The organism is Paenibacillus sp. LBL, from assembly GCF_029893715.1.
GTDB lineage: Bacteria > Bacillota > Bacilli > Paenibacillales > Paenibacillaceae > Paenibacillus_AQ > Paenibacillus_AQ glucanolyticus.
Genome location: NZ_JARXYU010000003.1, coordinates 347,561 through 372,679, shown reverse-complemented (window position 1 = coordinate 372,679; position 25,119 = coordinate 347,561). Strand labels below are relative to the sequence as shown.

The following is a 25,119-nucleotide window of genomic DNA, read 5'->3' as shown; positions in this document are numbered from 1 at the left end:
TGACACAATTCAATCATACGTAGGTATCAGCTCTATGAGCGCGACCCCGTGAGGCTCAAGATTGAAGCAGACGGTTAGTGCTGCCCCAGGCTCTGCATCTACATATGACACGTGCCGGCGGGGACAGGAACTCGCCTTAAGATACTGCACGTCCTCCTTCGTTAGGGATTCCGGGGCTCCCATCGCGACCCAGGCATCATAACTGCTTCCTTGGTTGCGGTCGATCGTATGCTTCACCATTTTGAACCGGCCATCCGGAACGTTCATGAGGGCTATGTCTATTTTTAATGTCCGCTCATGCTTGAAGCCGTTATAACGATGCGTATGATCAATAAAAGAGATATCGCCCATGGCGTACAGGTCGTCGAAGTGGCAGTAATTATACGTGAGAATCTGATACCCGCCGTCTCCGGCACTCACGATATATCCCTCACCCTGAGCCAGTACGGTGTGACCCAGCTTCGATAACAGCTCATAGGCATGCATCGCAGCCTTCGGGATCCCATATTGCGCAATCAGGCCGAGGCCTCCATGGAACAACTCCCGGGACGGAAAGGTCTCCTCAATGTTGTCGCTGAGGACCCAGTACCCGAATCCATGGATAACATCCAGATTATCGAGCAGATTCTTCACGATATAAGCGGCCTTGTACACCGTATCGTTCGTGAGCTCGCGGTGGTATGCCGTCGAATTCCATTCGGTAAGATAAATCTCGCAGCCCGACAATCCGTACGCTGCAAGCAGCTCAAGCTCAGCGTTCAGTCTCTCCTTCAAGAAATCAGGATTTGGCGATATCCCGCCAAATTCCTCAAGCAGCTGGTAATAGGGGTCGGTATCGAGCATTTGTCCGATAAACTCCGCGTTCACCATATCCTCGATGCGCTCGTGCGGATAGAAGTGAAGCGGAATAAAATCCGGCTGGCAGGCGTGATGTCGGCAAAACTCGAAAAAATCCTTAACGATGGAGACGGAATCCACCGTAATGATCCTTCCCGGAGCGCCGATCTGGAGCGACTGTGATATTCTTTTCACCGTCTGATAGGTCCTTAAATACAGCGCCCTGTATTCATCCTGTGAGGCAGGCCAGAATATATGGAACTCGGGCTCATTCCAGAATTCAAACTTCCAGCTCTCCACCTCCGCCGCTCCGTAACGGTTCATGCAGTGCCTAATCAACCGCTCCACAAGCTCACACCATCTATCCACGGATTTGGGAGGACTGGTGTAACTGGCCCGGTAGAATACCGTTTGGTCCGGATCGGAGGCCAGAGCGGAGGGCATGAATCCCAGCTCGATAAAAGGCTTCAGTCCAATGGACAGCAAGAAGTCAAACAGCTGGTCCACATAACGAAAATTATAACGGGGCTGCCCTGCCTCGTCCTCATGATAGACCATCATCCCGTCATCAAAGATGCCGTGGAACCGCAAATACTGAAAAGGACTTCGCCGCTGCACATACTTCAGATGCTGCTGTACATCGGCATGCAGCCCCTCCTTGGCTTTTCCAATGGTAATCAGGCTCTTCCAGGTATGCTTAACGGTTGTTCCAACCCGTGCCGCATCGATTTCATAAGCTCTTGTTTCCAGGGTCTCCACCTTCCGGACCTCTCTGGACTTGCTTCGCTCCAGAAACTGGTGGATGATGCCCAGCGCACTCGAATGATTAAAATTCAGATAATGGGAGGAAATGTCCTCCTTCTTCCGGGGGGCCATCTCCGGACGATACTGCTTTCGGTACTCATGCGGCGTCATATGGTATCGGTTCTTAAAGGCGGTATAGAATGACTTGGCATTCGGAAAACCGTGATTCAAGGCCAGGTCCGCAATCGGAAGCTCCTCGCGTAACAGCAGGTCTTCGACCGCATGCTTCAGACGGATGCTGGTCAGATAGGATTGAAAATTCAATCCGATGTTCTCACTGAAAAATTTGGACAGATATGGCACCGAGAGAAATTCACGCTCCGCTAGGGACTGAAGCGATATGGCGTCTCTGTAGTGCTCATCGATATAAGTGATAATGCGCAGCATGCGCTCCATATACTTCTCGTTCATCGCGCCGCTGGAGCCGCTTGTCCGAAATTGCTTCATGAGGATGGAGAATACGGCCAGCATCCGAATGCCCATGTCCAGTTCGTAAGCTTCCCCCTTCTTATTGCTCAGCTGCACCATCTCGGCCAGCAATTGCAGAATTTGATCAAGCGCGCTGCGCTGCTCAGGTCGTACCGTTCCGGATTCGCATTGGAACGAAATACGCTCAATCCCCTTAATGTTCTCTTTGAGATAAGACAAGGGAATCAGAAACGTAGCGATAATGTTTTGATCGAGACCCATCACTTCATGAACGTGACACGGATTGATCAGGAACACATCGCCCTCTGCCAGCTTGTGCTGCTGACTCCCTACTGTGACCTCAAGATTCCCGCTCAGCACAAAAATAATCTCCACACTGTTATGCCAGTGGCTCGGTACATAATTCACCCTGTGCAGGGACACGTCAAAAGGCAGCTCGTCTCCCGTCTCCACCAATTCATAGATGGATGTCTTCAATTCATTTTCCTCCTTTTCTTTGCTTTAGCGGAAGTTATGTATTTTGGCTTCATATGCTAAATTTCATTACAACGTCCCCTGCATTATGTTAAAGTTAGATCGTATTGTTATATTCTGGAATGCGAAGCATGCTGAAGTTGCCCTCTCTTCTAATCTTATAGGTATGTAGACCTATGATGCAAATACCAGGAGGATCCTATGAAAAAAATGTTTAGCCTTTACCGGAAAGTATTCACGATGAACCGAATGGGTTCCTCCTTAAGGCAGGCCTATGGCTCTTACCCGATACCTCCGGTGATCCATCGTTTGCTTGAGCTTAGCCAAGAATACACCGCAAAGGGCTTTGACATGAGCTGGATCGGCTTCCGGATGACCGGTTCCTATGCGCCGTATTCCATTACTCCTCCTGACTTGATTCCATTCGCAGAAACCGGCGGGGGTGGCATTCATTTCGGCTTCTTGACCGATTTCGGTAAGGTAAAGAATCTTGAGTCTGCCGCCATCGTCTGCGTTACCCCAACCAACGATCCCCCGATTCGTTTGATTGCGCGCAATATGGCGGAATTTCTGGATCTGGTGGTCTCGGTTCCGCATGCAGAACATCTGGAATCGTGGTGGGCGTGTACGGATGAAGAAATGAAGCGTCAGGAAGAAGTACAATTCGAGGCGGAATCTCCCGTTCCAATTACCCAAACCCGGAAGGAGATTTTCGAGCGTCTGAGATCTGAATTCGGGGCCAAACCCAGAGCCGTTCTCCCTTATTTACGGGAGGTCCTTCGGGAAAGAGAATCGAGCTGTTCCCTGTTAACGCTGGATGGATTAGGCGTTATGGGCGAAGATGCGCCATCGGAACGCTTCGACTTCGATGCAAGCAGAGCCGAGACGAAGAGGGAGCTAAGCCGGATGCGCACCTACCTGTCGAATGCATCCAGCACGGCAGCGAAATTGGCGTTCATCCGTGACGCCAACTATTGGTATGTCCTGGACCGCGATCAACCGTCGCCTGTATTCAAGCTGCTTCGGGAGACCATGCTGTCGCTTGATCTTCAGGATGAGGCAGCAAGACTGTTTGATATCGACTTGTAAAAAACACCTTGAGGGGAGGTGAATTTATGGAATTTGGCGGGATGTCCATGTTTGGCATATGGTCGATGTTGATCATTATCGTTTACGGACTTTTTATACTCCTTGGATTATGCGCGTTGTATCTGCTCATCAAGCTGATGATGCGGGCCATAACCGCACTTGAACTCTACATCGATGAGAAAAGAAACCGACGGCTGTAAAGGTGGAGCTTCGGAGTATGCTGTCATAAAGTCCAGGAAACCAGAAATGAAAGGATAAGCCAAAAAGCCAATGCTCTATGCATTCTGTCCCTGCACTAGGTAATACTTCGATATGGGGTGCTTCGGGATAGGGTTTCTGCGGTTTTTTATATGTGGCACGGATGCTTGATTTTTTTTGATTCCTTAGGCCGCCAAATTCTGCTTCTGCCCACACCAGCCTCCTATTCCGATAATCTCGGAGAGGGGGCTTTTTTATGCCGCTTTTTTACATGGATGGATCATCCATGACAGGGCCTAATCCAAGGCAACCTTACCTGCTTCCAGGGAACCGGAACGTACATTTCATCAATAACACAATGGCACAGCCTAGCATTATTGTGGACTACTCCTGCTGCGATGCCATCACGAACGAATCCTTGGAGGAGCAGTAACTTCACAACATCAGTGCCCTTGAGAAGCCCGTACAGCTGTTACCGGGCTTCTCAGCAAGAAGCAATTCCCCGCTGGTTTCTTCATCTATAGGAATGTGATAGATTTAATGGATAACTTAGAATGATTTCTCTTAGGAGACCGCCTTATTATGAACCCAAACCTAACGTTAGATGATATACAGTGGCAGACGCTCATTCAGCAGACAGCCGGTTATTTCAGCGACCTGACCCTCAAACGGGGATTTCAATACTACAAGCAGGGCCGTGTCCATGCAAGCGAGCTGACAGACTCTTCCGGGATTATAGAAGCCGCTGTGGACGGGACGGAAACCTACCGTACCCGGCTTCATATTCATTCCCTGAATGACAGCGAGTGCAGCTGTCCCGTTAAGGAAGGCTGCAAGCATATGGTGGCCGTTCTCCTTGACTATGCCCAGCTTCAGGGGAGGTCTGTTCATGCTCTGGTAAACGCGCATTCCACCTCGTATGCCCCCGCCGCTTCTTATGCTCAGAACGAAGCTCGCTCCGGTCACATACAAGGACGCCCTGCGGCCGGTACCTCGAAATGGCGAGTGCAGGCAGACCATTTGCCCGAGCTGCCGATCTCCGCATGGCATGAGCTGTTTGAATTGTGCACGGCATCCCTGGGAGCTAACACGCAGAATTCGTTTTACGCCAAAAATGCGCTGGCCTCCCTGCACCACATCAAACCGCCGATGCCGCCGGATATGGATCCATTATACGAGCTCCATGCCCATCTCTTTATTCTGGAGAAGCTGGTCAAGCAGCCCGCCAGTGCCTGGAATGCCTCAGGCTCTTACATTGGCTATCATACGCAGATCGCTGCAGATCATATTCAGGCTCGAATGGAACACATCTTCAAGGAAGGTCTTGAGGGCATCGAGCCCAAAGAGGCGTTCGGACAGCGATTGACCGAGACCAATGCCTATGTCCGGCAGAGCATGCTGAGCGAACCGAGAAACCGTAAATTTTATGCCCAGGTCTACATGCAGCTCTGGATTCACTGGATCTATCCGCTTGCGAAACATAATGCCAACTTGATCCAAGCGGAGCTGGAGCAGCTTCAGACAGCCGAAGCGGAATTCGGCAGCACGCTCTCACGGGCCTCATGGTTTACGGCGCAGGGCTTAATGTCCTTCTATCTTAGAGAAGATGAAACGTCCTGGAATCTGCTCCGGGAAGCAGACAAGATCAGCAGCCTTCCCCCGGCTGCAGTCCTCGGCTTCTTTGACATGCTGCACGCCGCCCAGGAATGGGACAGGCTGGCCCAGTGGCTCCCCGAGATCGGCCCCCTGCTCGGCAGTCACCGAAACGAGCACCTCAGCAGTTATCAATATTACTGGGATGCCGTCATTCAGCATCTGCCCGAGGAGGCTGAGCAGATGTGGAACAGTCTCGCGGCTATGCTGCCTTACTCGAAGGACATCTACCAGAATGCCTTAATCACGCATGGCAGATGGCGGGAATGGATCGACTACCAAATAAGCACAGGCCGGGAACCGCTGGAACTTCGGGTCAGCGAGCTTGCCCCGATTGAGAAGAATGCGCCCGAGCTGCTGCTGCCTTTTTACCATCAGGCGGTCGAACGGTACATCCTTCACAAGAACCGCGCCGGCTATAAAGCAGCCGTCAAGCTGCTCAAGCGATTAGCCAAGCTATATAAGAAGCTCAAGCAGCAGGAGCGCTGGGATCTGTTCATTGTCGCCTTGTCGGTGCGTAACAGCAGGCTGCGCGCATTTCAGGAAGAGCTTCGGAGAGGAAAGCTGATATCATGAGCAGACACACGGAAACCATCACAGTCCATATGGCATTAAGCGAATACGGAGATGCCGTGATATACGGCTCTACCGTCATGCGTGGTTACGTGTCCGGGACATATTTGAAGCATCGATTATTCGCATGGCATGAAGTCTCCTTCTATGGTACAGAGCTTACCGTTCAAGCCGTTCAGGATATGGAAGTGGTCATTCTGCCTTCCGAGCAGGTAATCCCCTTCTTCGCGGACGGGCGGCTGCTCGAACATATTGAATGGGTATGGGATGAGGCGTGCCTCCCCTTCGTTGAGCTTGCGCCTTCGCTTGCGAATTGCATCCAAGACAAGAAATACGCGCCAAGCTTGAGCGCCTTCAAGTCAGGCAAGCTGCAATGGGTGTGGGATGCGGAGGCTTTTACACCGGAAGAACTGAACCGTATCTCCCTGCTCCACGAGGACGAGATGTGGGATGAGGGCTTGCGAGCCACGTTCTCTGCCACTGTTCAAGATCAATGTTATGGCAGCGAAGAGGCGGCGGCTGACCTGCGCAGGGAATATCCCCTCCTCTTCTCGCAAAACCGCACAGCAGCCGAAGGCATGGATGACAAGCAATGGCTGATTGCAATCGGTTGGCGACCGGATACCGCTCCATTCCGACCGCTTCTTCAACTGTTGGAGCCGGACGAAGAAGCCCCCGAGTGGCGGCTTAAGCTTGTACTGCAAGATAAGCAGGACGCCGCAGGGCTTGCAGCCGTTCGCCTGGTTGAAGACGGCCAGGCATTCGGCTCCTGGCCGGAGACATGGACGGCGCATATCAAGGAGCGATCCCCCGGCTGGCTCCAAGGTCTGCAAGCAGCACTTCCGGCAAGGGTGCTTCATGCACCGGAAGATGATGTGCTCGGAAAGCCTCTGTCCGACGAAGCCGCCTGGCAGTTCCTGACTGTAGACAGTCAGCGGCTGCTGCAGTCGGGCTGGCTTGTGCTGCTGCCTGCCTGGTGGGAAGCAGCGAGCCGGAAGAAGCCCAAGCTGCGGGCAAAGGTACGCTCCGGCGAAGGCGAGAACGCGGAGCGAAGCAGCGGCGGCTCCCTGTTCGGTCTGGATGCACTAGTGAATTTCGATTGGCGCATCGCCATCGGGGAAGCAACCCTGTCCGAGGACGAATTCGCGGAGCTGGTTGCCCGGAACGAACGACTTGTCCGGTTCCGGGGCCAATGGATTCCGCTGGACCCGGCTCTGGTCGCTCAGATCCGCCAGATGATGGCAGGGGTGGACCGCGAGGATGGTCTGTCCTTTCAGGATATTCTGCATCTCCATCTGCTTGGCAACAGCGATGAGACGGAGCCGCCCCCGCAGAGCGGGGAGGAAGCGCAGGACCCGGAACGGATCAAGCTCGAGGTTGAGCTGAACGAGCATCTCGTGAAGCTCATCGGCCAGCTCGGCCGGCAAAACGAATGGCCGAGCCTGCCCGTCCCGGATGGGCTGAAGGCTGAGCTTCGGACTTACCAGCATGACGGCTTCGCTTGGCTTGCCTTCTTGCGGCGATACGGCCTTGGAGCCTGTCTTGCCGATGACATGGGCCTTGGTAAAACGGTACAGTTTATTGCCTACCTGCTGCATGTAAAAGAGATGACGATGCAGCGGGAAGAGAGACGGCTCCCTTCCCTGCTGATCTGTCCTACCTCGGTGCTCGGCAACTGGCAGAAGGAGCTGGAACGGTTTGCACCTTCACTTCAGGTCATGCTCCACTATGGCGGCAAAAGAAGCACCAGCGAGGATTTCTATAAGGAGGCCTACCAGGCCGACATTATCCTGACTTCATATGCTACAGCGACGCTCGACCAAGAAATGTTACGGGATATGAAATGGGAAACAATCGGCATCGACGAAGCGCAAAACATCAAGAATGCAGACACCAAACAATCCGCCGCCGTGCGAAGCCTCCCGGCAAGACACCGTGTTGCCTTAACCGGCACGCCGATTGAGAACCGGCTGTCGGAGCTGTGGTCCATCTATGACTTCATCAATCCCGGCTATCTTGGAAGCCTGCGCGCGTTCAACGCCCGGTTCATTCAAGCAATCGAGAAGGACAGGAACGAACAACGCACGGCGGATCTTCAGAAGCTGATCAAACCGTTCATGCTTCGCCGCAAGAAAAAAGATCCCGCAATCCAGCTCGATCTGCCGGACAAAAACGAGATGAAGACCTATATCCATCTGACCGCCGAGCAAGGAGCGCTCTACGATCAGACGGTGAACAGCCTTCTGGAGCGCATGCAGAAGCTCGAGGGCATCGAGCGCAAAGGCGCCATCCTGGCTGCCCTGACGCAGTTCAAGCAGCTCTGCGATCATCCCGCTCTGCTTACAAAGGAACCGCTCCCGGAGGTGCCCGGGGGCGGCGGCTTGCTGGATACCGAAGCCGTTGTTGGCCGTTCGGCCAAGCTGGAGCGGCTTCTGTCCATGGTCAAGGAGCTGCGCGACGAAGGGGAGCGCTGCCTGATCTTCACCCAGTATATCGGCATGGGCGAGATGATGCGGCAGGTGCTGCATCAAGAGCTTGGAGAGCCTGTACTGTACTTGAACGGCAGCACGCCCAAGCGGACGCGCGACCGCATGATCGAGCAGTTCCAGTCCCAGACGCTTCCGGCCGATGAGCAGCCTAATGTTATGATTCTCTCGATCAAAGCCGGCGGAGTCGGCCTGAATCTGACCGCCGCGAATCACGTGTTCCACTTCGACCGCTGGTGGAACCCGGCGGTCGAGAATCAGGCAACGGACCGCGCCTATCGGATGGGTCAGACCAAGGATGTCCAGGTGTACAAATTCATCTCCATGGGCACGCTCGAAGAGCGGATCGATGAGATGCTGGAGAGCAAGCAGCATCTCAGCGATCAGGTCATCGCAAGCAGCGAGGGCTGGATCACCGAGCTGTCCACCGATGAGCTGAAAGACCTGTTCACGCTGCGGCGTGACTGGGCGTAATCTCAGCTGTTAAGGCGAACCCATATACAGCAAAGAGATAGCCAAAAAGCCCCGTGTGCTAACACGGGGCTTTTTGTCCTTGCTTGTTTGCTTCATGACTTTGGTGGGTGTGGGCACTTAACTAACGGACTGAGCAGACGTTATTTAGCATGAACTCGGCAATTTTGAAATCTAACGGACATGAAATACGCTAATTACGGTAAAAGACAGTAAACTCATCAGATACTGGCCCCTTAACGTCTCTCCTGTCCGTTACGTTTAAAATAATGCCGTTATTGTCAGAATAACGGCGTTGAGGTCCGTTGCACGGTAGTAATGTGGAGTTGCCAGAATACCGGGAGTTACGGGGTTCTGGGGTTCTGGGGGTCTGGGGTTACTGGGGTTACTGGGGTTACTGAGCTAACGGGTTATTGGAGTTATTGGAGTTACCGTAGCCCAGGATTACTGAGCTAACGGGGCTATCAGAGATACCGGAGCTTTTTTGCCTTACGTGTGACTTTTGGTGGGTGTTGACACTAAACTAACGGACTGAGCAGACGTTATTTTGCATAAACTCGGCAATTTTGAAATCTAACGGACATGAAATACGCTAATTACGGTAAAAGACAGTAAACTCATCAGATACTGGCCCCTTAACGTCTCTCCTGTCCGTTACGTTTAAAATAATGCCGTTATTGTCAGAATAACGGCGTTGAGGTCCGTTGCACGGTAGTTTGTGGAGTTGCCAGAGTACCGGGAGTAGCAGAGTAATAGAGTGCTTAGGTGTTACCGGAGAAACAGAGACCGGGAGTTACGGGGTTACCATGGTTACCATGGTTTCCAGAGTTACTGGAGTTACTGGGTTTCCGGAGTTACTGAGTTACTGAGTTACTGAGTTACCGGAGTTAAATGAGTATTGGGAGCTACCAGAGTTACTGGAGCTGCCGGAGCTTCCAAAGTTACCGATGTTACTGGCGTTACCAAAGTTACTTGGAGTTACTGGAGTTACAGGATTCCCAGGGTACGGGGGTGCGGGGTTACGGAGCTATTCGAGTTGCCCGGGTTTCCAAAGCCACCAGAGTTACCGAGGTTAGGGGGTACCGGAGCTACTGGTGCTACTGGTGCTACCGGAGCCACCAGATCTACCGAAGTTACCGGCGTTACCACAGCAACCTCACACCAACAATGGCCCCGCTGGACAATCACCAGCCAGCCAGACCACCACCCCCTCCGCTCACTTCTCCTCCATCAGCTGCCGCAGCTTCGCTTCCGTGGTCGTATCCGGCGCGGGTGTGTAGATGCTGCATCGCAGATCATCATTGCCGTACACCTTCAGCGACGTGAGTTCGTATACCATCTTCCCGGCTTTGGCATGCCGGAATTCCAGATGCACCTCCGGAGCGTAGCTGACTTGGCTCTGCTCCCACATCCGGTTGAAGTCCGGGTGCCCCTTCTTCATCTCCTCCAGAAAACGGTCATACCACTCATCCTCCACGTACTGCCCGTAATAGGTTCGGAACATGGAGAGGAAGCCGCTGGCGAACTGCTCCCAGTTCACCGCCAGCCGCTGGAACTCCCTGCGGGTGAAGAGCAGCCGGATCATGTTCCGCTCCTCGGGAGGAATGCGGTCAAAATCCAGGAATACATACGCGGCCGCCCGGTTCCAGCCCACGATGTTGCACATGCGATCCGATATCATGACCGGGCAGTACTTCAGCTCGGTGATGATTTTTTGCAGGGACGGGCTGATATGCACGGCCTCCTGCTTGACGGAGTAGGGCTCCGCCCCGCTCTCGAACGCAAGCGAATACAGGTATCTCCGCTCATCAGCATTCAGCAACAGCGCACTGGCAACACAGTCCAGCACAGACGAGGATACCTGAATATCGCGCCCTTGCTCCAGCCAGGTATACCATGTCGTGCTGACACCTGCCAGCTGGGCAACCTCCTCCCGGCGCAGGCCCGGTGTTCTCCTTCGGGTGCCGGAGGGCAATCCAACGGACTCGGGGGAGATTTTGGCACGCTGACCTTTCAGAAAAGCCGACAAGGCTTGAAGCCTGACTTGGGAATTCATAGGGTACGCCTCCTTCATCCAACTCAGGATAGCAGTATTTATACTAGGATAAACGATATCTTGTAATAGGATACTCTACGTGACATTATAACCTTAAGATTGACAAGTTATAAAGGCTTGCCGTTAGTAAAGTCTTAAAGGAGGCTGTTATTCCATGGAAAGAGTCGTTATTACCGGCATGGGTGTCATCTCACCGCTGGGAAATGATGTTGAGACGTTCTGGTCCCGGCTTGTTCGGGGAGAATCCGGTATTACACATATAGATGCATTTGACACATCGAGGCAAAAAGTAAAAATAGCAGGTGTCGTAAAGGAGTTTGATCCAAACTCGCTGTTCGGTGTAAAAGAAGCACGGCGTATGGACCGCTTCTGCCAGTTTGCACTGGCTGCGGCAGATCAGGCCTTGCATAACGCCGGACTTGATCTTGACCAGATCAACCGGGAGCGCATGGGGGTATACGTCGGCTCCGGCATCGGCGGTATCCAAACCTTGATGAATCAGAGCGAAACGCTGGCTTCACGAGGACCTGAGCGAGTCAGTCCTACTCTGGTGCCGATGATGATTCCCAATATGGCGGCTGCCCTCATCAGTATTAAATACGGTGCGCTGGGCTCTACGCTGGCTCCGGTTACAGCATGCTCGATCGGCAATACGGCGATTGGCGAAGCTTTCTTTAATATCCAGGCGGGACGGTCCGATGTCATTATCGCGGGAGGCTCCGAAGCGGCCGTGACCGATATCTCGCTGGCCAGCTTCTCGAATGCAACCGCCCTCTCCACCCGCAATGATGATCCCGGCCGAGCCAGCCGGCCGTTTGATGCGGCCCGGGACGGATTCGTGATGGCGGAAGGGGCCGGTATCCTCGTGCTGGAGTCGCTCTCCCATGCCCTGCGCAGAGGGGCCGGCATTTTGGGTGAAGTAATCGGGTATGGGGCCGGCTCGGATGCCTACCATATGGTGGCAACCCCGGAAGACGGCAACGGTGCAGCCCGGGCGATGAAGCTGGCACTGACGGAAGCGAACCTCTCACCTTCCGATATCGATGTCATCAGTGCCCATGCCACAAGCACAGTGATTGGCGACCGGTCCGAGACGGCTGCAATCAAGTCTGTATTCGGTGAAGCTGCTTACCGTATCCCCGTGACCGCCAACAAATCGATGACCGGACATATGCTGGGCGCATCGGGCGGCGTCGAGGCGATTGCCCTCATGAAATCGTTGCAGGAAGACGTCATACCGCCAACCATCAATCTGGATGCAGCCGATCCCGGATGCGATCTGGATTATGTGCCTAACGAGGCGAGATCAGCTGCGCTTCGGATCGGCATGTCCAACTCCTTCGGCTTCGGTGGACACAACTCGGCGATTGTTATCAGAAAATATGAGCATGAATAACAGCAAAAACCGAAGACCCCCGTATTGGGGATATTCGATCTCATCTTAAACTCCCTGCAGAAAACGGGGAGTTTCGCGAAACTCTGAGGCCCCAGTGAAACTGGGGTCTTTTTCTTGTTGCGACGGCTGAAGGGTTCGCTGAATAATGAGGCAGACGCTGTTTTTAAATTTTTTATGGAAAATCAAACTTTTTGAAGGACTTGCACGTCATGCATCCGTAAGTCAATTGCAATTGATGGTTACCCGCGCGGGCCCAAAGGAGTGTCATATTTACATGAGAGGCGGACGGAAGCTGGAGAAGCTTCTTATACAGTGCATAACCGAAAATCAGGATAGCGCCTATCGACTGGCATACAGCTACGTTAGAAACAAAGAGGATGCCCTCGATATCGTTCAGGACGCCATCCACAAAGCATTTTTATCCATAGAAAAACTGAAGCAAACGGGTTCATTAAAAAGCTGGTTTTTCCGGATTATTGTAACAACCTCCCTGGATCTCATAAGAAAACAGAAAAAAGTCCGCGTCATGGACGACGAGAACCTGGAGTTTGTATTACCCAGCAGCCATGATCATTATCCCAATCTGGATCTGGCCCAGTCCCTGGAGGAACTTCCCGACAAATATCGGGTCGTGATCATTCTCCGGTATTTTGAAGATATGAAAATCGAAGAAATCGCCGAAGTGCTTCATGAGAATGTCAGCACGGTGAAAACACGGTTATACCAAGGACTGCAGAAGCTGCGCGTGAATTTAAGTGAGGAAGATCAAGAGGAGGAAAAACGATAATGCATGACAAGCTGAATAGGATGAAAGAACAGTACGAGAGCACTCCTATTCCTGATGAATTGAGCTCGCTGGTTAACAGGACCATTGCAGCCAGGCGAAAAAAAAATAAAACCCTGCCCTGGCTCGCCAGCGCGGCGGCAGCATGCATTCTGCTGTTTGCCGGTGTGAACACCAGCCCAGTCCTCGCCCAAGCCATGTCGGATGTGCCGGTTCTAGGCAATATCATCAAGGTCATCACCATAAGGGAATATACCGAGCAGGATGACCAGACGAACCTGCATATGGAAACGCCGGGCATAACCAATCTGGGTAATGCGGAGCTGGAGCAAACGTTGAATAACAAATACCTGGAAGAGAACAAAAAGCTGTATGACAACTTCAAAGACGAAGTGGCCCAGCTTCATAAGGAAGGCGGCGCGCATCTGGGACTCGACAGCGGCTATGAGGTTATCACTGACAATGAACAGCTGTTGATCCTTTCGCGCTATGTCGTCGAAACGGCCGGCAGTTCGGCCGAATCCAGACAATACGATACGATCGACAAAATCAATCAGATGGTGATCACGCTGCCAAGCCTGTTCAAGGATGATCGTTATATCCAAACCATCAGCGACAATATCAAGGAACAGATGCGCCAGCAGATGCAGGATAACCCGGATATCGTCTACTGGGTAGAGCAGCCGGGCGTGGAGCCTGAAATACCGGAGGATATTTTCCAGTCCATCGCTAAAGACCAAAACTTCTACATTAATCAGGACGGAAAACTGGTTATCAGCTTCAATGAATACGATGTCGCACCCGGCTATCTGGGCGTTGTGGAATTTACGATTCCAACGGAAGCCATCGCAGCCGAGCTTGTCAGCAACGAGTACATCCGGTAGATCACACATGGTAGATATCCATTCATAAAACTGGAGGTAATAACGATGAAAACAATGAAACATACAACGACCCCGTTGACCAGAACCTTGGCAGCTGCCGGATTAGCAGGCATTCTCATGATATCCGCTTCAGGGCTGCCGTCCAGCCACGTCCATGCCGAAACCCGGACTGCAGCGAGTACGGATCAAGCAGAAACGCCGGCCATAACCCCACCACTCGTGACATCCAAAACGCTGCAATCCAAGGAAAAGTGGCTGGAAACCGACATCAAAATCCCTGTATTCCAGGGTCTGGCCGACACCAAATATCAGGAGCAGCTGAACGACATCATCGAATCCCACGCTTCCAAGGATATGGCCAACTGGGAGAAGGAAGCGGCAGAAACAGCCGCCAGTGCTCAGAAGAACGGCTATACCATGCGCCCTTATCAGCTGACAATCACCTATGAGCTGACTTCGGATGGCACGGATGGCGACTTGATCTCCCTCAAAGTCATTACAGAGGGCATGGGAATGAACAATGGCGACCCCCGCGTGGATACGTACAACTTCCGAAACGAAGCCGAAGCACAGCGCGTGACGCTGGAAGACCTGTTCGGAAGGGATTATAAAGCCATTGTGGATCAAGCGGTCAAAACAGCAATTGTGGCAGATCAAGAGAATTACTTCCAGCATGAGGACGGGTTCCAGGGCATCGATGCCGGGCAAGCCTTCTATGTTTCAGGCGGAACCGCCTATATCGTGTTCCAGAAATACAGCATCGCACCCGGGGCTGCAGGCATGCCGGAATTTGCCGTGAAGCTGCCTGGTCAAGGTCAAGCAACGGAGGAACAAGCAGCTGCAGCTGTGATGAAATCAGGCGTTTATTATAAGGATAACAACGGCAAAATCATGGTTCCGGCAGCTCAAGTGCTGCGCCAGCTGCACTTCGACGTCAAGTGGAACGGCAAGAACAAAACCGCCGAGATTTCCAAGGGAGCCGTCTGGAGTGCGGTGACTCTGAACAAGGATGCTTACTCTGTTGGCAAAATGGCCCCGCGCCCGCTCGGCTCGGCTCCTGAAATGAAAGGCGGCCATGTGTATGTTCCGCTGGCCTTCCTGACGGATATTTTGCATCTACAAGCCAAGCAAGACAAGCACGGCGACATTACGGTGACAGCAGCGCAATAACTTTTTATGCTGATCTTATGTCATTAATTTCCATCCAACTGCACGGCTGCTCCTCAGCCAGAACACCATGCCACAGCACATACAGAGGCCCTCTCAATCCCTTGAGGTGGGCCTCTTTTCGCGCTGTGCGATGGGCGGATGGGCGGGTAGCCCTGCGACCTGCCAGCATGACATCATGGTGATTGTGCAGAAGCTCAACCATGCGTTTTTTTACGAAAGCGTCATAAGCAATAAGCATTCAGAGGTATTCCTTCACCTGTATACCGGCTTGTCATCTCTGCATAAAAGGTCGATAATGGAAGCAGATTTCTATCGTACTATGGGATTGAGGAGGGTATGGGATGGAATATGTCTATTTGGGAAGAACTGGACTTGAGGTATCCCGCTTCTGCCTGGGAACCATGACTTACGGAGACTGGGATTTGGACGAGAAAACCTCGCTTGGCATCATCAACCGTGTGCTGGATTCCGGCATTAATTTTATCGATACTGCGGATACCTATGGCAAAGGTACGAGTGAAGAAATTATAGGCAAAGCCATTCAAGGACGCAGAGACGATGTTATCATCGCGACCAAATTCAAGGTACGGACCGCCGAAGGACCGAACGGAGAAGGCGCAAGCCGCTACCGTATCATGAAACAGGTTGAGGCAAGCCTGAAGCGGCTGAATACGGACTATATTGACCTGTATCAAGTACATCGGCCCGATCCGCATACCCCGCTGGACGAGACGCTGCGTGCGCTCGATGATCTGGTTACCCAAGGGAAGGTAAGATATATCGGCTGCTCGAATTTCGAGGCTTGGCGAATCGTTGAATCCCTATGGACCAGCGAAAAAATGAACCTGGAGCGTTTTGTCACCAATCAGCCTTCGTACAGTATCTTCAACCGCTACATCGAGCAGGAAATCCTGCCGGCTTCACAGCGTCACGGGTTGGCTACACTGGCCTATTCCCCGCTGGATGGCGGCTGGCTCTCCGGTAAATACCGGGCCGGGCAGCCGCTCCCGGACAACTCGCGCGGCGAGCGCATGGACATGGATTCACCTGATAACCGCGCCAAGTTAGAGAAGGTCGAGCTGCTTGCCCAGCGGGCGGAGGAGAAGGGAGTCAAGCTGGGACAGTTTGCACTGGCATGGCTTCTGCAGCGCAACATTGTTCCTGTTGTCGGTATCCGTAACGAGCAGCAGCTTGCAGATAACCTCGGTGCGCTGAAGGTGCAGCTGACCGAAGAGGATTTGAAGCTGGTCGACCAGGTATCACCAAGTCCATACCGTGACTTCTCCCAGGACGGCAGCTTCTGGTTTACCGAGCCTCGGGCCTACCGGTTCAAGTAAGCCTGTCCATCCAACAGTCGGCAAACATATGAAAAGCCGCAATCGCAGATACCATATATCTGCGATTGCGGCTTTTTGAGTTACAGCCTCATGCTATAGATCATCAACAAACTCCAGCTTCCCGAACCGGGCAGGAATATGGTAATTCACCTCTCCAGTTGGACTCCATGCCTGATATTCCCGGATGCCTTGAGGGTCTTCGTCGATCCGGTAAAAATTCACGTTCCAGCTCCGCCCCCTCTGTGGAGGATTACCGAAGTTCACGGCAGGGATTGTAATCTCACAAACCCAATTCCCCTGCTCGTCATGATCGACCGAGGTCACAAGACCGGTTAGATCCCACTTGATATCGCTGGTCGTAATCGACTTCCCGCCGTCGTTGCGGATAAGGGCATCAAATACAACATTGTTCGGGCTAACCTCAAGCTCTATGTATTCCTTTCCACTCCCGGCATCATCCACGAACAATTCCACAACATCCTGTTCATATAGCGGCTCATCCCTGTGAAGATACTCGGATACCATGTAGGAATCCTGACAAACAAATTGCACATGAAAATATTCAGGACTCCAGCAGGCACGGACCTCGGTCGCTTCTTTTACGGCCTGCCCGGTCACCGTATCGCGGAGAACAACCGCTTCATAGCGACTCCAATCGATCTGTTCCCGTTCCTCTCCCTGCCTGGTGAATGAAGCCGGCCTGCATGGATAAACGGCGGCATTGTGCATGATAACCCCTCCACAAAATTCAATTGCAACTCATCTCTCTATGATAATTCATACCCGTTGGGTTCACCATGCCATGCCAGGAATAAAAATTTTCGGAAAATCCCAGCTTTTGCTCTATATCCCCATAGTGAAAAAAAGCGCATGCTGTGCTACAATATTAAAATTGCAAACTCTAGGGAGGGTTATGGATTCGCCATGCTCATAATTGGTATTGCCGGCGGCACCGGATCGGGCAAAACGACGGTTGCCCGCTCTGTCATTGACCGTCTTGGTTCAGATAAAGTGACTTTCATTTCGCAAGATAACTATTACAAGGATCATAAAGAGCTCAGCTTTGCGGAACGCGAAGCGATCAACTATGATCACCCGTTCGCCTTCGACAACGAGCTGCTTATCGAGCATCTCGGCATCTTGAAGGGCGGGGAGCCCGCTTATGCACCGGTCTATGATTTTACTGCACATGCCCGCTTCACGGATCAGACCCTTGAGCTCAAGCCAAACAACATCGTTATCATTGAAGGACTTCATGTGCTGTCCGACGAGAATCTGCGCAAGCTGCTTCACATTAAGGTGTTTGTGGATACCGATCCCGATGTGCGCCTGCTTCGCCGGGTCGTTCGTGATATTGAGGACCGCGGCCGGACCATCCAGTCGATTCACAATCAATATCTGACAACGGTCAAGCCTATGCACGAGGCGTTTATCGAACCCTCGAAGAAATACGCCGACCTGATCATTCCGGAAGGTGGAGAGAATGAGGTTGGCATTCGCCTGCTCTCCATACTGACCGAGAAATATTTGACCGGCGATCACACATTGTCAGGAGAATAGCCCCGGCACGCGCGCCCTATAAATCTCCCCATAGGGAGACGTCAATAACGCCCGCATTCCTGTTGCTTACAGGTCTGTGGGCGTTTTGGCGTTTATCTTTTTCCCTAAGCGATTAATTCCCTGACGGTTTGGGCTCGTTCGTGCACGGATCATAATCGGCAACCACCAGCACATCCATATGCCTTGCATATCTCAGCAGGCTTCGGATCGATTTCCGCTCGGCGTACAGCTTCCATCCCGTGATCTTCGGCTGACCGATGATCAATTGGGTAGCCTTCGCCTCATCAGCCGCCGCGACCCATTGGGATGCAACTTCACGCGCCTTCCCTCTTCTTACAGGCAGCACGCAGAATGTTCCTCCAAGTCGTTCTGTCAGCGTTTGAAGAGCCGTTAAGCGTTTGGAGTCAGCACGGGATGAATGCGCACGCCCCTCCTGAAGGAGCGTCACATACCAGGCCGCCTTCAGCCGATGGGCAATCCGGAAGCCGCGGCGGATGAGCCGCTCCCCCTGAGGTCCGCTGCCAACCATAACATAGATAACCTCCTCGCGCCGCCACGGTCCCCGAAGCGAGCTGCTTCGCTGCCATGACTCCAGCCTCTCATCCACATCATCTGCAATTTCCCTCAGGGCCAGTTCCCTTAGAGCAATCAGATTTCCCGTCTTGAAAAAATGGCTGAGCGCCTGGTGGATCTTCTCCGGCGCATAGATTTTGCCATCCTTCATCCGCTGCTGCAGTGACTCCGGCGTGACATCGATGAGCTGAACCTCGTCCGCCAATTGCAGAATATGGTCCGGAACCGTCTCGCGGACACGCACACCGGTAATTTGCTCCACCGCGTCATTCAAGCTCTCCAGATGCTGCACATTCACGGTCGTAATAACAGAGATGCCAGCCGACAGTATATCCAGCACATCCTCATATCGCTTCCTGTGCTTGCTTCCGGGAACGTTTGTATGCGCCAGTTCATCCACCAAAACCACATCGGGCCTTTGGCGGATGATCTCATCGGTATCCATCTCTTCAAGGCGTGAGCCCCGGTAATCCATCACTCTTCGTGGAAGAACTTCCAGTTCACCGACCTGTAAAAGCGTATCCTTCCGCCCGTGCGTTTCCAGCAGTCCGGTAAGAACCGTCAGTCCCTTTTTCAGCAGATCATTGCCCTCCCGCAGCATCGTATACGTCTTGCCTACACCCGGGGCTGCACCGATATAGACTTTGAACCGCCCCCGCTTGACCTGCTCGATCTTCTGATCCAGCTCCTGTTCATTCAAGCGATGAAACGATTCGGACGAACGCTGCGGTGGATGAATCTGAGCCGGGATGATTCGTTCTCCGTCATGCGCTGCCCGGTCCGCTACGATAAAAATATCAATCCCGCGCGTTTTCTTAAGCAGCTCCTGAATCATCGATCCCTGCCGCAGCTCCTGCCAGGGGGTCTGCTTCGAGTGTCCCAGCACAATACGGGTGACATGATGCTCAAGTGCATATTGAACGAGTTCACCTGGCAGCTCCCTTCGTGAATGAAGGGGCAGTTCTTCCAGCTTGGCGCCAATCCGTTCCGCAAGCTTCAGCATGGAGCGCTTAAAAGCCGCCTGTTCCTTCGTAAGCTCCTGCTTCTGATTCACAAACGTTACCGCCAACAGCTCGCCGTTCAGTCTCTTCGCAATCTGCTGACCGCGGCGCATATAGATGGACCCGTTCCAATGGTACTGGGTGGACACCAGTATCCGCTCATCGGCCCCCGATGGGCCGATGAGTCCCTGTTCCTTGCGGTACCGCGCAAGCGAGTTGTTCACGCCCTCTGCAACAAGACGGAGGGTAAGCTCCCGAAGCACGGCCAGATTGCCCTGCTTCCATATGCCTCCCCCCGCAAGCAGGCCTTCCTGTGCCCGATCCAGCATCGTTTCAGGTGTTACATCAATGAGCACCACCTCATCGGCGGTCTCAAGGGTATCAGCGGGCACCGTATAACTGACCTTGATGCCCGTCAGCTTGGTGGCAATGCCGTGCACATCCTCAAGCTCATACACATTCACCGTCGTGATGACACTGATCCCCCGGCTTAACAGGCACTTTATGTCCTCCAGCCGTGTGGCATGCCTTGCCCCTCTCCGGTTCCGGTGGGCAAGGCCATCCACAAGCACGACCTCCGGATTGCGCTTCAGCAGCAGATCCAGATCGAGATCCTTCTTCTCTACGCCGTTCTGAACCCAATGAATGCTCGGCACCCGTTCCAGATCCTGTGCCTGCTCCACCGTCTCCGGACGCTGCATTGTGGATACGGCACTGATGACAACATCAATGCCTTGCTGTCTCAAGGTCTGCCCCTCGCGAAGCATATGATAGGTTTTTCCCGAGCCGCTCACGGCCCCGATATACACTTTGAGCCGCCCCTGGTGGAGCTTCGAGATGGACCTTAAAATTTCCTCCGGCGATTTTCTCCGAAAGTGATCCATCGTCAGCTAAGAAGCTCTCTGAGAGCCAAGTTCAGCTTCAACACATTCACGCGCGGTTCACCGAATACACCTAAATCCCGTCCTTCCGTATGCTTCTCCACCAGCTGCTGAAGCTCCGCTTCCGGAATTTCGGTCAGCTTGCTGATCCGTGGAATTTGAATATCCGCTGCTTGCGGCGAAATGTGAGGATCCAGTCCAGAGCCGGAATTCGTTACCAGGTCCATCGGGAGCTCGCTTACCGGAACGTCCGGATTATTCTCCTTCCATGCCTCAATCGACGCCTTTGTTCGATCGATCATCTCGGGATTGGAAGGTGCATAGTTATTGCTGCCTGAGCCGGCTGCGTTGTATTCGATGCTGGACACCCTCCCATGGAAAAATTGCGGGTCCGTAAAGTTCTGGCCGATCAGTTCCGAGCCTACCACCTTGCCGCTCTCATCCGTAATCAGGCTGCCGCCGGCTTGCTTCGGCATCAGCAGCTGCGCTGCACCTGTAGTGACCAGAGGATACAGAACTCCGCACAGCACAATGAATACAAGACTTGCTCTAAGCGCAATGCCTACGGAGACGCGAGCGTTGCCCGCCTCAGCATGAGGCGTGGACGTTGACGATGTTTGCACAGGATTATTCATTATTCTTCGACCCTTTCTTTCATATCTACCTTGTATAATCAACCTTTGGTTTATCTCTATATACCCGGTTTAACCAACACGCCTAAATCCATAGGTGGACAATCATGTCAATCAGCTTAATCCCGATGAACGGCACGATCACGCCGCCTAATCCGTAGACAAGTACATTACGCTGCAGCAGCTTCGATGAGCTCATCGGCTTATAGGCGACACCCTTCATCGCAAGCGGAATGAGCAGCGGAATAATGATCGCATTGAAGATCAGCGCGGACAGGATGGCCGACATAGGGGAACCGAGTCCCATGACATTCAATACGTTCATGCTTGGAATAGCAGCTGCAAACATGGCGGGAATGATGGCAAAATATTTGGCGACATCGTTCGCAACGCTGAACGTGGTCAGCGCGCCTCTTGTCATCAGCAATTGCTTCCCGATGGCAACGACCTCGATAATCTTGGATGGATCTGAATCCAGGTCCACCATATTGGCCGCCTCCTTCGCGGCGGTGGTACCGCTGTTCATCGCAAGCCCGACATCGGCCTGTGCAAGGGCCGGCGCATCGTTCGTTCCGTCACCGGTCATGGCCACCAGCTTGCCTTCGGCCTGTTCTTTTCGAATGACGGCGATCTTATCCTCCGGCTTGCTCTCTGCGATGAAATCATCCACTCCCGCTTCGCGGGCAATCGTCGCTGCAGTCAGCGGATTATCGCCTGTACACATAATGGTCTTAATGCCCATCCGGCGCAGCTGTTCAAACCGTTCCTTCATTCCCGGTTTCACAGTGTCCTTCAGGTAGATCAATCCATAGATGCGGTGATCCACAGCCACAGCCAGCGGGGTTCCTCCCTCCGTAGCAATTGCATCACTGTTTGGCGTCAAGTCCGGAGGTATGGAGCCTCCTTGAGACAGCACCCAAGCCTTGACGGCATCCACTGCACCCTTGCGAACTTTTCGGCCATCCTTCAGGTCCATGCCGCTCATTCGGGTCTCTGCCTTAAATTCGATGAATTCGGCTCCCGCCGTCATACTCTCATCCACCTCAAGGCCTTCCTTCTTCAACAGCTCCAGAACGGAGCGGCCTTCCGGCGTTTCGTCCAGCAGCGAGCTGACCGCTGCCCACTGGGCAACCGATGCCAGCGTTTCGCCACGGGCCGGGATTAGTTGACTTGCCATCCGGTTGCCAAACGTAATGGTTCCGGTCTTATCCAGGATCATTGTATTAATATCTCCGGCCGCTTCCACCGCTTTACCCGACATCGCCAACACATTGAACTGGGTCACCCGGTCCATGCCTGCAATCCCGATGGCCGACAGCAGCCCGCCAATCGTGGTCGGGATCAAACATACCAGCAGCGAGATCAATACCGGGACAGACAGCTCGATGCCAAGATACTTGGCAATCGGAGCGAGTGTAACCACAACGATCAGGAAGATCAGGGTCAACACAATCAGCAGTGTGTTCAGCGCTATTTCATTCGGCGTCTTCTGCCGCGAAGCTCCTTCAACCAGTGAGATCATTCGGTCAATAAACGATTCGCCGGGATCGCTGGTAATCCGAATTTTGATTGTATCGCTGACCACCCGGGTTCCCCCGGTGACCGAGCTGAAATCGCCGCCTGCTTCTTTGATCACCGGCGCGGATTCTCCCGTAATGGCAGATTCGTCGACAGATGCCAGACCGGCGATGACCTCTCCGTCACCAGGGATCATCTCGCCCTGCGTAACCACCACGATATCCCCTTTGCGAAGATCGGTAGATGGCACGGACTGAACCCCTCCGCCTTCCATCACTTTATGGGCGGTCATTTCTTTCTTGGATTGCTTAAGAGAATCGGCCTGAGCTTTACCCCTGCCCTCGGCAAGGGCCTCGGCAAAGTTCGCGAACAGCAGCGTAAACAGCAGAATCACAAACACCGTCAGATTGAATCCGGTACTGCCTTCTGTACCGAAATAGGATGGAAACAGTGTCATGAGCAGAACCACCAAGGTTCCGGCCTCCACAACAAACATCACGGGATTTCTCATCATGAAAGCTGGATTCAGCTTGATGAAGCTGTCCTTCAGCGCTTGATTGACCATTTCTTTGGACATCACTTTGGTTCTCGTATTATTCATGGTAATAGGCCACCTTTTCTAATTAACGGATCGTCAGATGCTCAGCAATCGGGCCGAGCACCAGCACAGGCAGGAAAGTCAATGCGCCGATGATCAGAACCACCGCGAGGAGAATGCCGGCAAACAGCTTATTGTCTGTTCGGAACGTCCCGAGTGTCTCCGGTACCCATTGCTTCCGCATCAGTGAACCGCCGACCGCCAGCAGAGCGATCATCGAGATATAACGGCCGAACAGCATGACGAGCCCGGTTGTGATGTTCCAGAACGGCGTGTTATCTGCAAGTCCTTCAAACCCGGAACCGTTATTGGCTGCGGATGACGTGTATTCGTACAACACCTGTGAGATGCCATGGAAGCCGGCATTGGTAATGCCCGCCTGCCCGGCATCCGTCATCAGGGCAAGCGCCGTCGGAGCCAAAATGATAAATGGGTGCACCAGAATGACGATGGCGATCAGCTTCATTTCCCGCGCTTCTATTTTTCTGCCCAGAAATTCAGGCGTTCGCCCAACCATAAGCCCGGCCAGGAACACAGCCAGTATCGCATACATGAGCATATTCATCAGTCCGACGCCTTTTCCGCCAAAAACAGAGTTCAGCATCATCAGGGACAGCGGCGTAATTCCGCCAAGCGGCGTGAGTGTATCATGCATGTTGTTAACTGAACCGGTCGTAGCCGCCGTCGTCACTGTAGTAAACAGCGAGGACTGGGCGATCCCGAACCGGACTTCCTTACCTTCCATGCTGCCTTGAGATGCATCAATCCCCAGTCGGTTCAGTGCCGGATTGCCGTTTGATTCAGCGGCATAGTTCAGAGACAAGAAGCCGATGAACAAGGTCATCATCACAGAGAATATAATCCAGCCCTGCTTGCGGCTCTTGGCAAACAAACCAAATGTATACGGAAGCGCAGCACCGAGGCTCCACATGCACAGGATCTCAATCACATTGGTCAGAGGGGACGGATTCTCAAACGGATGGGACGAATTGACCCCCATATATCCGCCGCCGTTGGTGCCCAGATGCTTGATCGATTCAAGAGCAGCCACCGGACCTACCGCAATTTGCTGCTCGCTTCCTTCCATCGTGGTCACGCTGAGCGCAGGCTTCAGGGTCTGAGGCACCTGCAGGGCGACCAGCACCATTGCAATGATGAAGGCCGCCGGAATGAATACCCGGATATGAGCCTTCACAAAGTCCTCGAAGAAGTTGCCGACGGTTGTCCCCTTACTGGTCACTGCCCGGATAAAAGCGATGGCCACGCACAGCCCGGTCGCCGCCGATGTAAACATCATCATCGTAATGACAGCCATCTGCGCAAAATAGGATAGCCCCGACTCTCCGCTGTAATGCTGCAGATTCGTATTGGTCATAAAGCTGATGATCGTATTGAATGACAAGGTTGATTCCATATTATCGATTCCGTTCGGGTTGAACGGCAGTACCTTTTGCAGCCGCAGAATCAGGTAGCCTGAAGCTACCAGTATGATATTCGTAATGACAAAGCTGAGAGCATACCCTTTCCAGGTCATCCCCTTGCGGTCTTTCAAGCCAATCAGTGCAAATATCGGCTTCTCTGCCCAGGAGAACCATTTATCGGTTCGGTTATCTTCATTGCGAAATACCTGATATAGATAGGTTCCGAGCGGCTTAACCAGCAGCACCAGAACCAGAATAACGATGGCAATTTGTATAATGCCCATGACGAGTGCC

Annotated in this window: 19 protein-coding genes; 11 read left to right on the top strand and 8 right to left on the bottom strand. The window is 53.0% G+C overall.

The window, feature by feature from the left end:
• Window positions 1-9 precede the first annotated feature (9 nt).
• The gene (locus M2277_RS10025; RefSeq protein ID WP_280754688.1) at window positions 10-2,547 is read right to left on the bottom strand and encodes a GH39 family glycosyl hydrolase; all 2,538 of its coding nucleotides are present in this window, start codon (window positions 2,545-2,547) and stop codon (window positions 10-12) included.
• Window positions 2,548-2,745: 198 nt separating this feature from the next.
• Here M2277_RS10025 and M2277_RS10020 point away from each other — a divergent pair, with 198 nt between their 5' ends.
• From M2277_RS10020 to M2277_RS10000, 5 genes are all read left to right on the top strand, one after another.
• The gene (locus M2277_RS10020) at window positions 2,746-3,633 is read left to right on the top strand and encodes a hypothetical protein (protein WP_280754687.1); all 888 of its coding nucleotides are present in this window, start codon (window positions 2,746-2,748) and stop codon (window positions 3,631-3,633) included.
• A gap of 26 nt (window positions 3,634-3,659) precedes the next feature.
• Window positions 3,660-3,833, top strand: coding sequence for a hypothetical protein (locus M2277_RS10015; protein WP_164481469.1), 174 nt, complete (start codon window positions 3,660-3,662; stop codon window positions 3,831-3,833).
• Between the two features lie 254 nt (window positions 3,834-4,087).
• The gene (locus M2277_RS10010) at window positions 4,088-4,264 is read left to right on the top strand and encodes a hypothetical protein (protein WP_280754686.1); all 177 of its coding nucleotides are present in this window, start codon (window positions 4,088-4,090) and stop codon (window positions 4,262-4,264) included.
• 146 nt (window positions 4,265-4,410) lie between these two features.
• Window positions 4,411-6,060: an SWIM zinc finger family protein gene (locus M2277_RS10005; protein WP_481857769.1), complete on the top strand. Its 1,650-nt coding sequence runs from the start codon at window positions 4,411-4,413 to the stop codon at window positions 6,058-6,060.
• A complete protein-coding gene (locus M2277_RS10000; protein ID WP_280754683.1) occupies window positions 6,057-9,017 on the top strand; it encodes a DEAD/DEAH box helicase in 2,961 nt (986 codons plus the stop codon). The genes M2277_RS10005 and M2277_RS10000 overlap by 4 nt, the downstream gene beginning before the upstream one ends.
• A 1,213-nt stretch (window positions 9,018-10,230) precedes the next feature.
• Here the strand turns inward: M2277_RS10000 and M2277_RS09995 are convergent.
• Window positions 10,231-11,070, bottom strand: a complete 840-nt coding sequence (locus M2277_RS09995) for a helix-turn-helix transcriptional regulator (RefSeq protein WP_006207808.1) — start codon at window positions 11,068-11,070, stop codon at window positions 10,231-10,233.
• A 154-nt stretch (window positions 11,071-11,224) separates the two neighbouring features.
• Between M2277_RS09995 and fabF the strand changes: the two genes are divergently transcribed.
• The 4 genes from fabF (at window position 11,225) to M2277_RS09975 (ending at window position 15,304) form a co-directional block, all read left to right on the top strand.
• On the top strand, window positions 11,225-12,466 hold the full coding sequence (fabF, locus tag M2277_RS09990) for a beta-ketoacyl-ACP synthase II (protein ID WP_280754682.1): 1,242 nt from the start codon (window positions 11,225-11,227) through the stop codon (window positions 12,464-12,466).
• A gap of 274 nt (window positions 12,467-12,740) precedes the next feature.
• Complete coding sequence (locus M2277_RS09985; RefSeq protein WP_148248369.1) at window positions 12,741-13,253, top strand: sigma-70 family RNA polymerase sigma factor; 513 nt, start codon at window positions 12,741-12,743, stop codon at window positions 13,251-13,253.
• Window positions 13,253-14,134 carry an anti-sigma-V factor RsiV gene (gene rsiV / locus M2277_RS09980; RefSeq protein ID WP_148248370.1) on the top strand — a complete coding sequence of 294 codons (882 nt, stop codon included), beginning with the start codon at window positions 13,253-13,255 and terminating at the stop codon, window positions 14,132-14,134. Before M2277_RS09985 ends, rsiV begins: the two co-directional genes overlap by 1 nt.
• A 45-nt stretch (window positions 14,135-14,179) precedes the next feature.
• Entirely contained in the window at window positions 14,180-15,304 is a 1,125-nt protein-coding gene (locus M2277_RS09975; protein ID WP_280754681.1) for a stalk domain-containing protein, read from the top strand.
• A gap of 4 nt (window positions 15,305-15,308) precedes the next feature.
• Here the strand turns inward: M2277_RS09975 and M2277_RS09970 are convergent, their stop codons facing one another.
• Window positions 15,309-15,542 (bottom strand): hypothetical protein, encoded by a 234-nt coding sequence (locus tag M2277_RS09970; protein ID WP_280754680.1) that lies wholly within the window; start codon window positions 15,540-15,542, stop codon window positions 15,309-15,311.
• A gap of 103 nt (window positions 15,543-15,645) precedes the next feature.
• On the opposite strand from M2277_RS09970, the gene M2277_RS09965 reads away from it, so the two are divergent.
• Window positions 15,646-16,641 carry an aldo/keto reductase gene (locus M2277_RS09965; protein ID WP_280754679.1) on the top strand — a complete coding sequence of 332 codons (996 nt, stop codon included), beginning with the start codon at window positions 15,646-15,648 and terminating at the stop codon, window positions 16,639-16,641.
• Between the two features lie 93 nt (window positions 16,642-16,734).
• Here M2277_RS09965 and M2277_RS09960 read toward each other — a convergent pair whose 3' ends face one another.
• Window positions 16,735-17,370, bottom strand: coding sequence for a carbohydrate-binding family 9-like protein (locus M2277_RS09960; RefSeq protein ID WP_280754678.1), 636 nt, complete (start codon window positions 17,368-17,370; stop codon window positions 16,735-16,737).
• Window positions 17,371-17,565: 195 nt separating this feature from the next.
• Here M2277_RS09960 and udk point away from each other — a divergent pair, with 195 nt between their 5' ends.
• Window positions 17,566-18,201 (top strand): uridine kinase, encoded by a 636-nt coding sequence (udk, locus tag M2277_RS09955; protein WP_006207800.1) that lies wholly within the window; start codon window positions 17,566-17,568, stop codon window positions 18,199-18,201.
• Window positions 18,202-18,313: 112 nt separating this feature from the next.
• On the opposite strand, the gene M2277_RS09950 is transcribed toward udk, so the two are convergent.
• From M2277_RS09950 to kdpA, 4 genes are all read right to left on the bottom strand, one after another.
• A complete protein-coding gene (locus tag M2277_RS09950; protein ID WP_280754677.1) occupies window positions 18,314-20,659 on the bottom strand; it encodes a histidine kinase in 2,346 nt (781 codons plus the stop codon).
• Between the two features lie 2 nt (window positions 20,660-20,661).
• Window positions 20,662-21,291 (bottom strand): potassium-transporting ATPase subunit KdpC, encoded by a 630-nt coding sequence (kdpC, locus tag M2277_RS09945; protein ID WP_006207799.1) that lies wholly within the window; start codon window positions 21,289-21,291, stop codon window positions 20,662-20,664.
• 82 nt (window positions 21,292-21,373) lie between these two features.
• Window positions 21,374-23,407: a potassium-transporting ATPase subunit KdpB gene (gene kdpB, locus M2277_RS09940; RefSeq protein ID WP_036644050.1), complete on the bottom strand. Its 2,034-nt coding sequence runs from the start codon at window positions 23,405-23,407 to the stop codon at window positions 21,374-21,376.
• A 22-nt stretch (window positions 23,408-23,429) separates the two neighbouring features.
• Window positions 23,430-25,109, bottom strand: a complete 1,680-nt coding sequence (gene kdpA / locus M2277_RS09935; protein ID WP_006207797.1) for a potassium-transporting ATPase subunit KdpA — start codon at window positions 25,107-25,109, stop codon at window positions 23,430-23,432.
• Window positions 25,110-25,119 lie beyond the last annotated feature (10 nt).

Coding starts and splice junctions, on each gene's coding strand:
- M2277_RS10020 (WP_280754687.1), top strand. CDS start 2,746: ATGAAAAAAATGTTTAGCCTTTACCGGAAAGTATTCACGATGAACCGA.
- M2277_RS10015 (WP_164481469.1), top strand. CDS start 3,660: ATGGAATTTGGCGGGATGTCCATGTTTGGCATATGGTCGATGTTGATC.
- M2277_RS10010 (WP_280754686.1), top strand. CDS start 4,088: ATGCCGCTTTTTTACATGGATGGATCATCCATGACAGGGCCTAATCCA.
- M2277_RS10000 (WP_280754683.1), top strand. CDS start 6,057: ATGAGCAGACACACGGAAACCATCACAGTCCATATGGCATTAAGCGAA.
- M2277_RS09995 (WP_006207808.1), bottom strand. CDS start 11,070: ATGAATTCCCAAGTCAGGCTTCAAGCCTTGTCGGCTTTTCTGAAAGGT.
- fabF (WP_280754682.1), top strand. CDS start 11,225: ATGGAAAGAGTCGTTATTACCGGCATGGGTGTCATCTCACCGCTGGGA.
- M2277_RS09985 (WP_148248369.1), top strand. CDS start 12,741: ATGAGAGGCGGACGGAAGCTGGAGAAGCTTCTTATACAGTGCATAACC.
- rsiV (WP_148248370.1), top strand. CDS start 13,253: ATGCATGACAAGCTGAATAGGATGAAAGAACAGTACGAGAGCACTCCT.
- M2277_RS09975 (WP_280754681.1), top strand. CDS start 14,180: ATGAAAACAATGAAACATACAACGACCCCGTTGACCAGAACCTTGGCA.
- M2277_RS09970 (WP_280754680.1), bottom strand. CDS start 15,542: ATGCTTATTGCTTATGACGCTTTCGTAAAAAAACGCATGGTTGAGCTT.
- M2277_RS09965 (WP_280754679.1), top strand. CDS start 15,646: ATGGAATATGTCTATTTGGGAAGAACTGGACTTGAGGTATCCCGCTTC.
- M2277_RS09960 (WP_280754678.1), bottom strand. CDS start 17,370: ATGCACAATGCCGCCGTTTATCCATGCAGGCCGGCTTCATTCACCAGG.
- udk (WP_006207800.1), top strand. CDS start 17,566: ATGCTCATAATTGGTATTGCCGGCGGCACCGGATCGGGCAAAACGACG.
- M2277_RS09950 (WP_280754677.1), bottom strand. CDS start 20,659: ATGGATCACTTTCGGAGAAAATCGCCGGAGGAAATTTTAAGGTCCATC.
- kdpC (WP_006207799.1), bottom strand. CDS start 21,291: ATGAATAATCCTGTGCAAACATCGTCAACGTCCACGCCTCATGCTGAG.
- kdpB (WP_036644050.1), bottom strand. CDS start 23,407: ATGAATAATACGAGAACCAAAGTGATGTCCAAAGAAATGGTCAATCAA.
- kdpA (WP_006207797.1), bottom strand. CDS start 25,109: ATGGGCATTATACAAATTGCCATCGTTATTCTGGTTCTGGTGCTGCTG.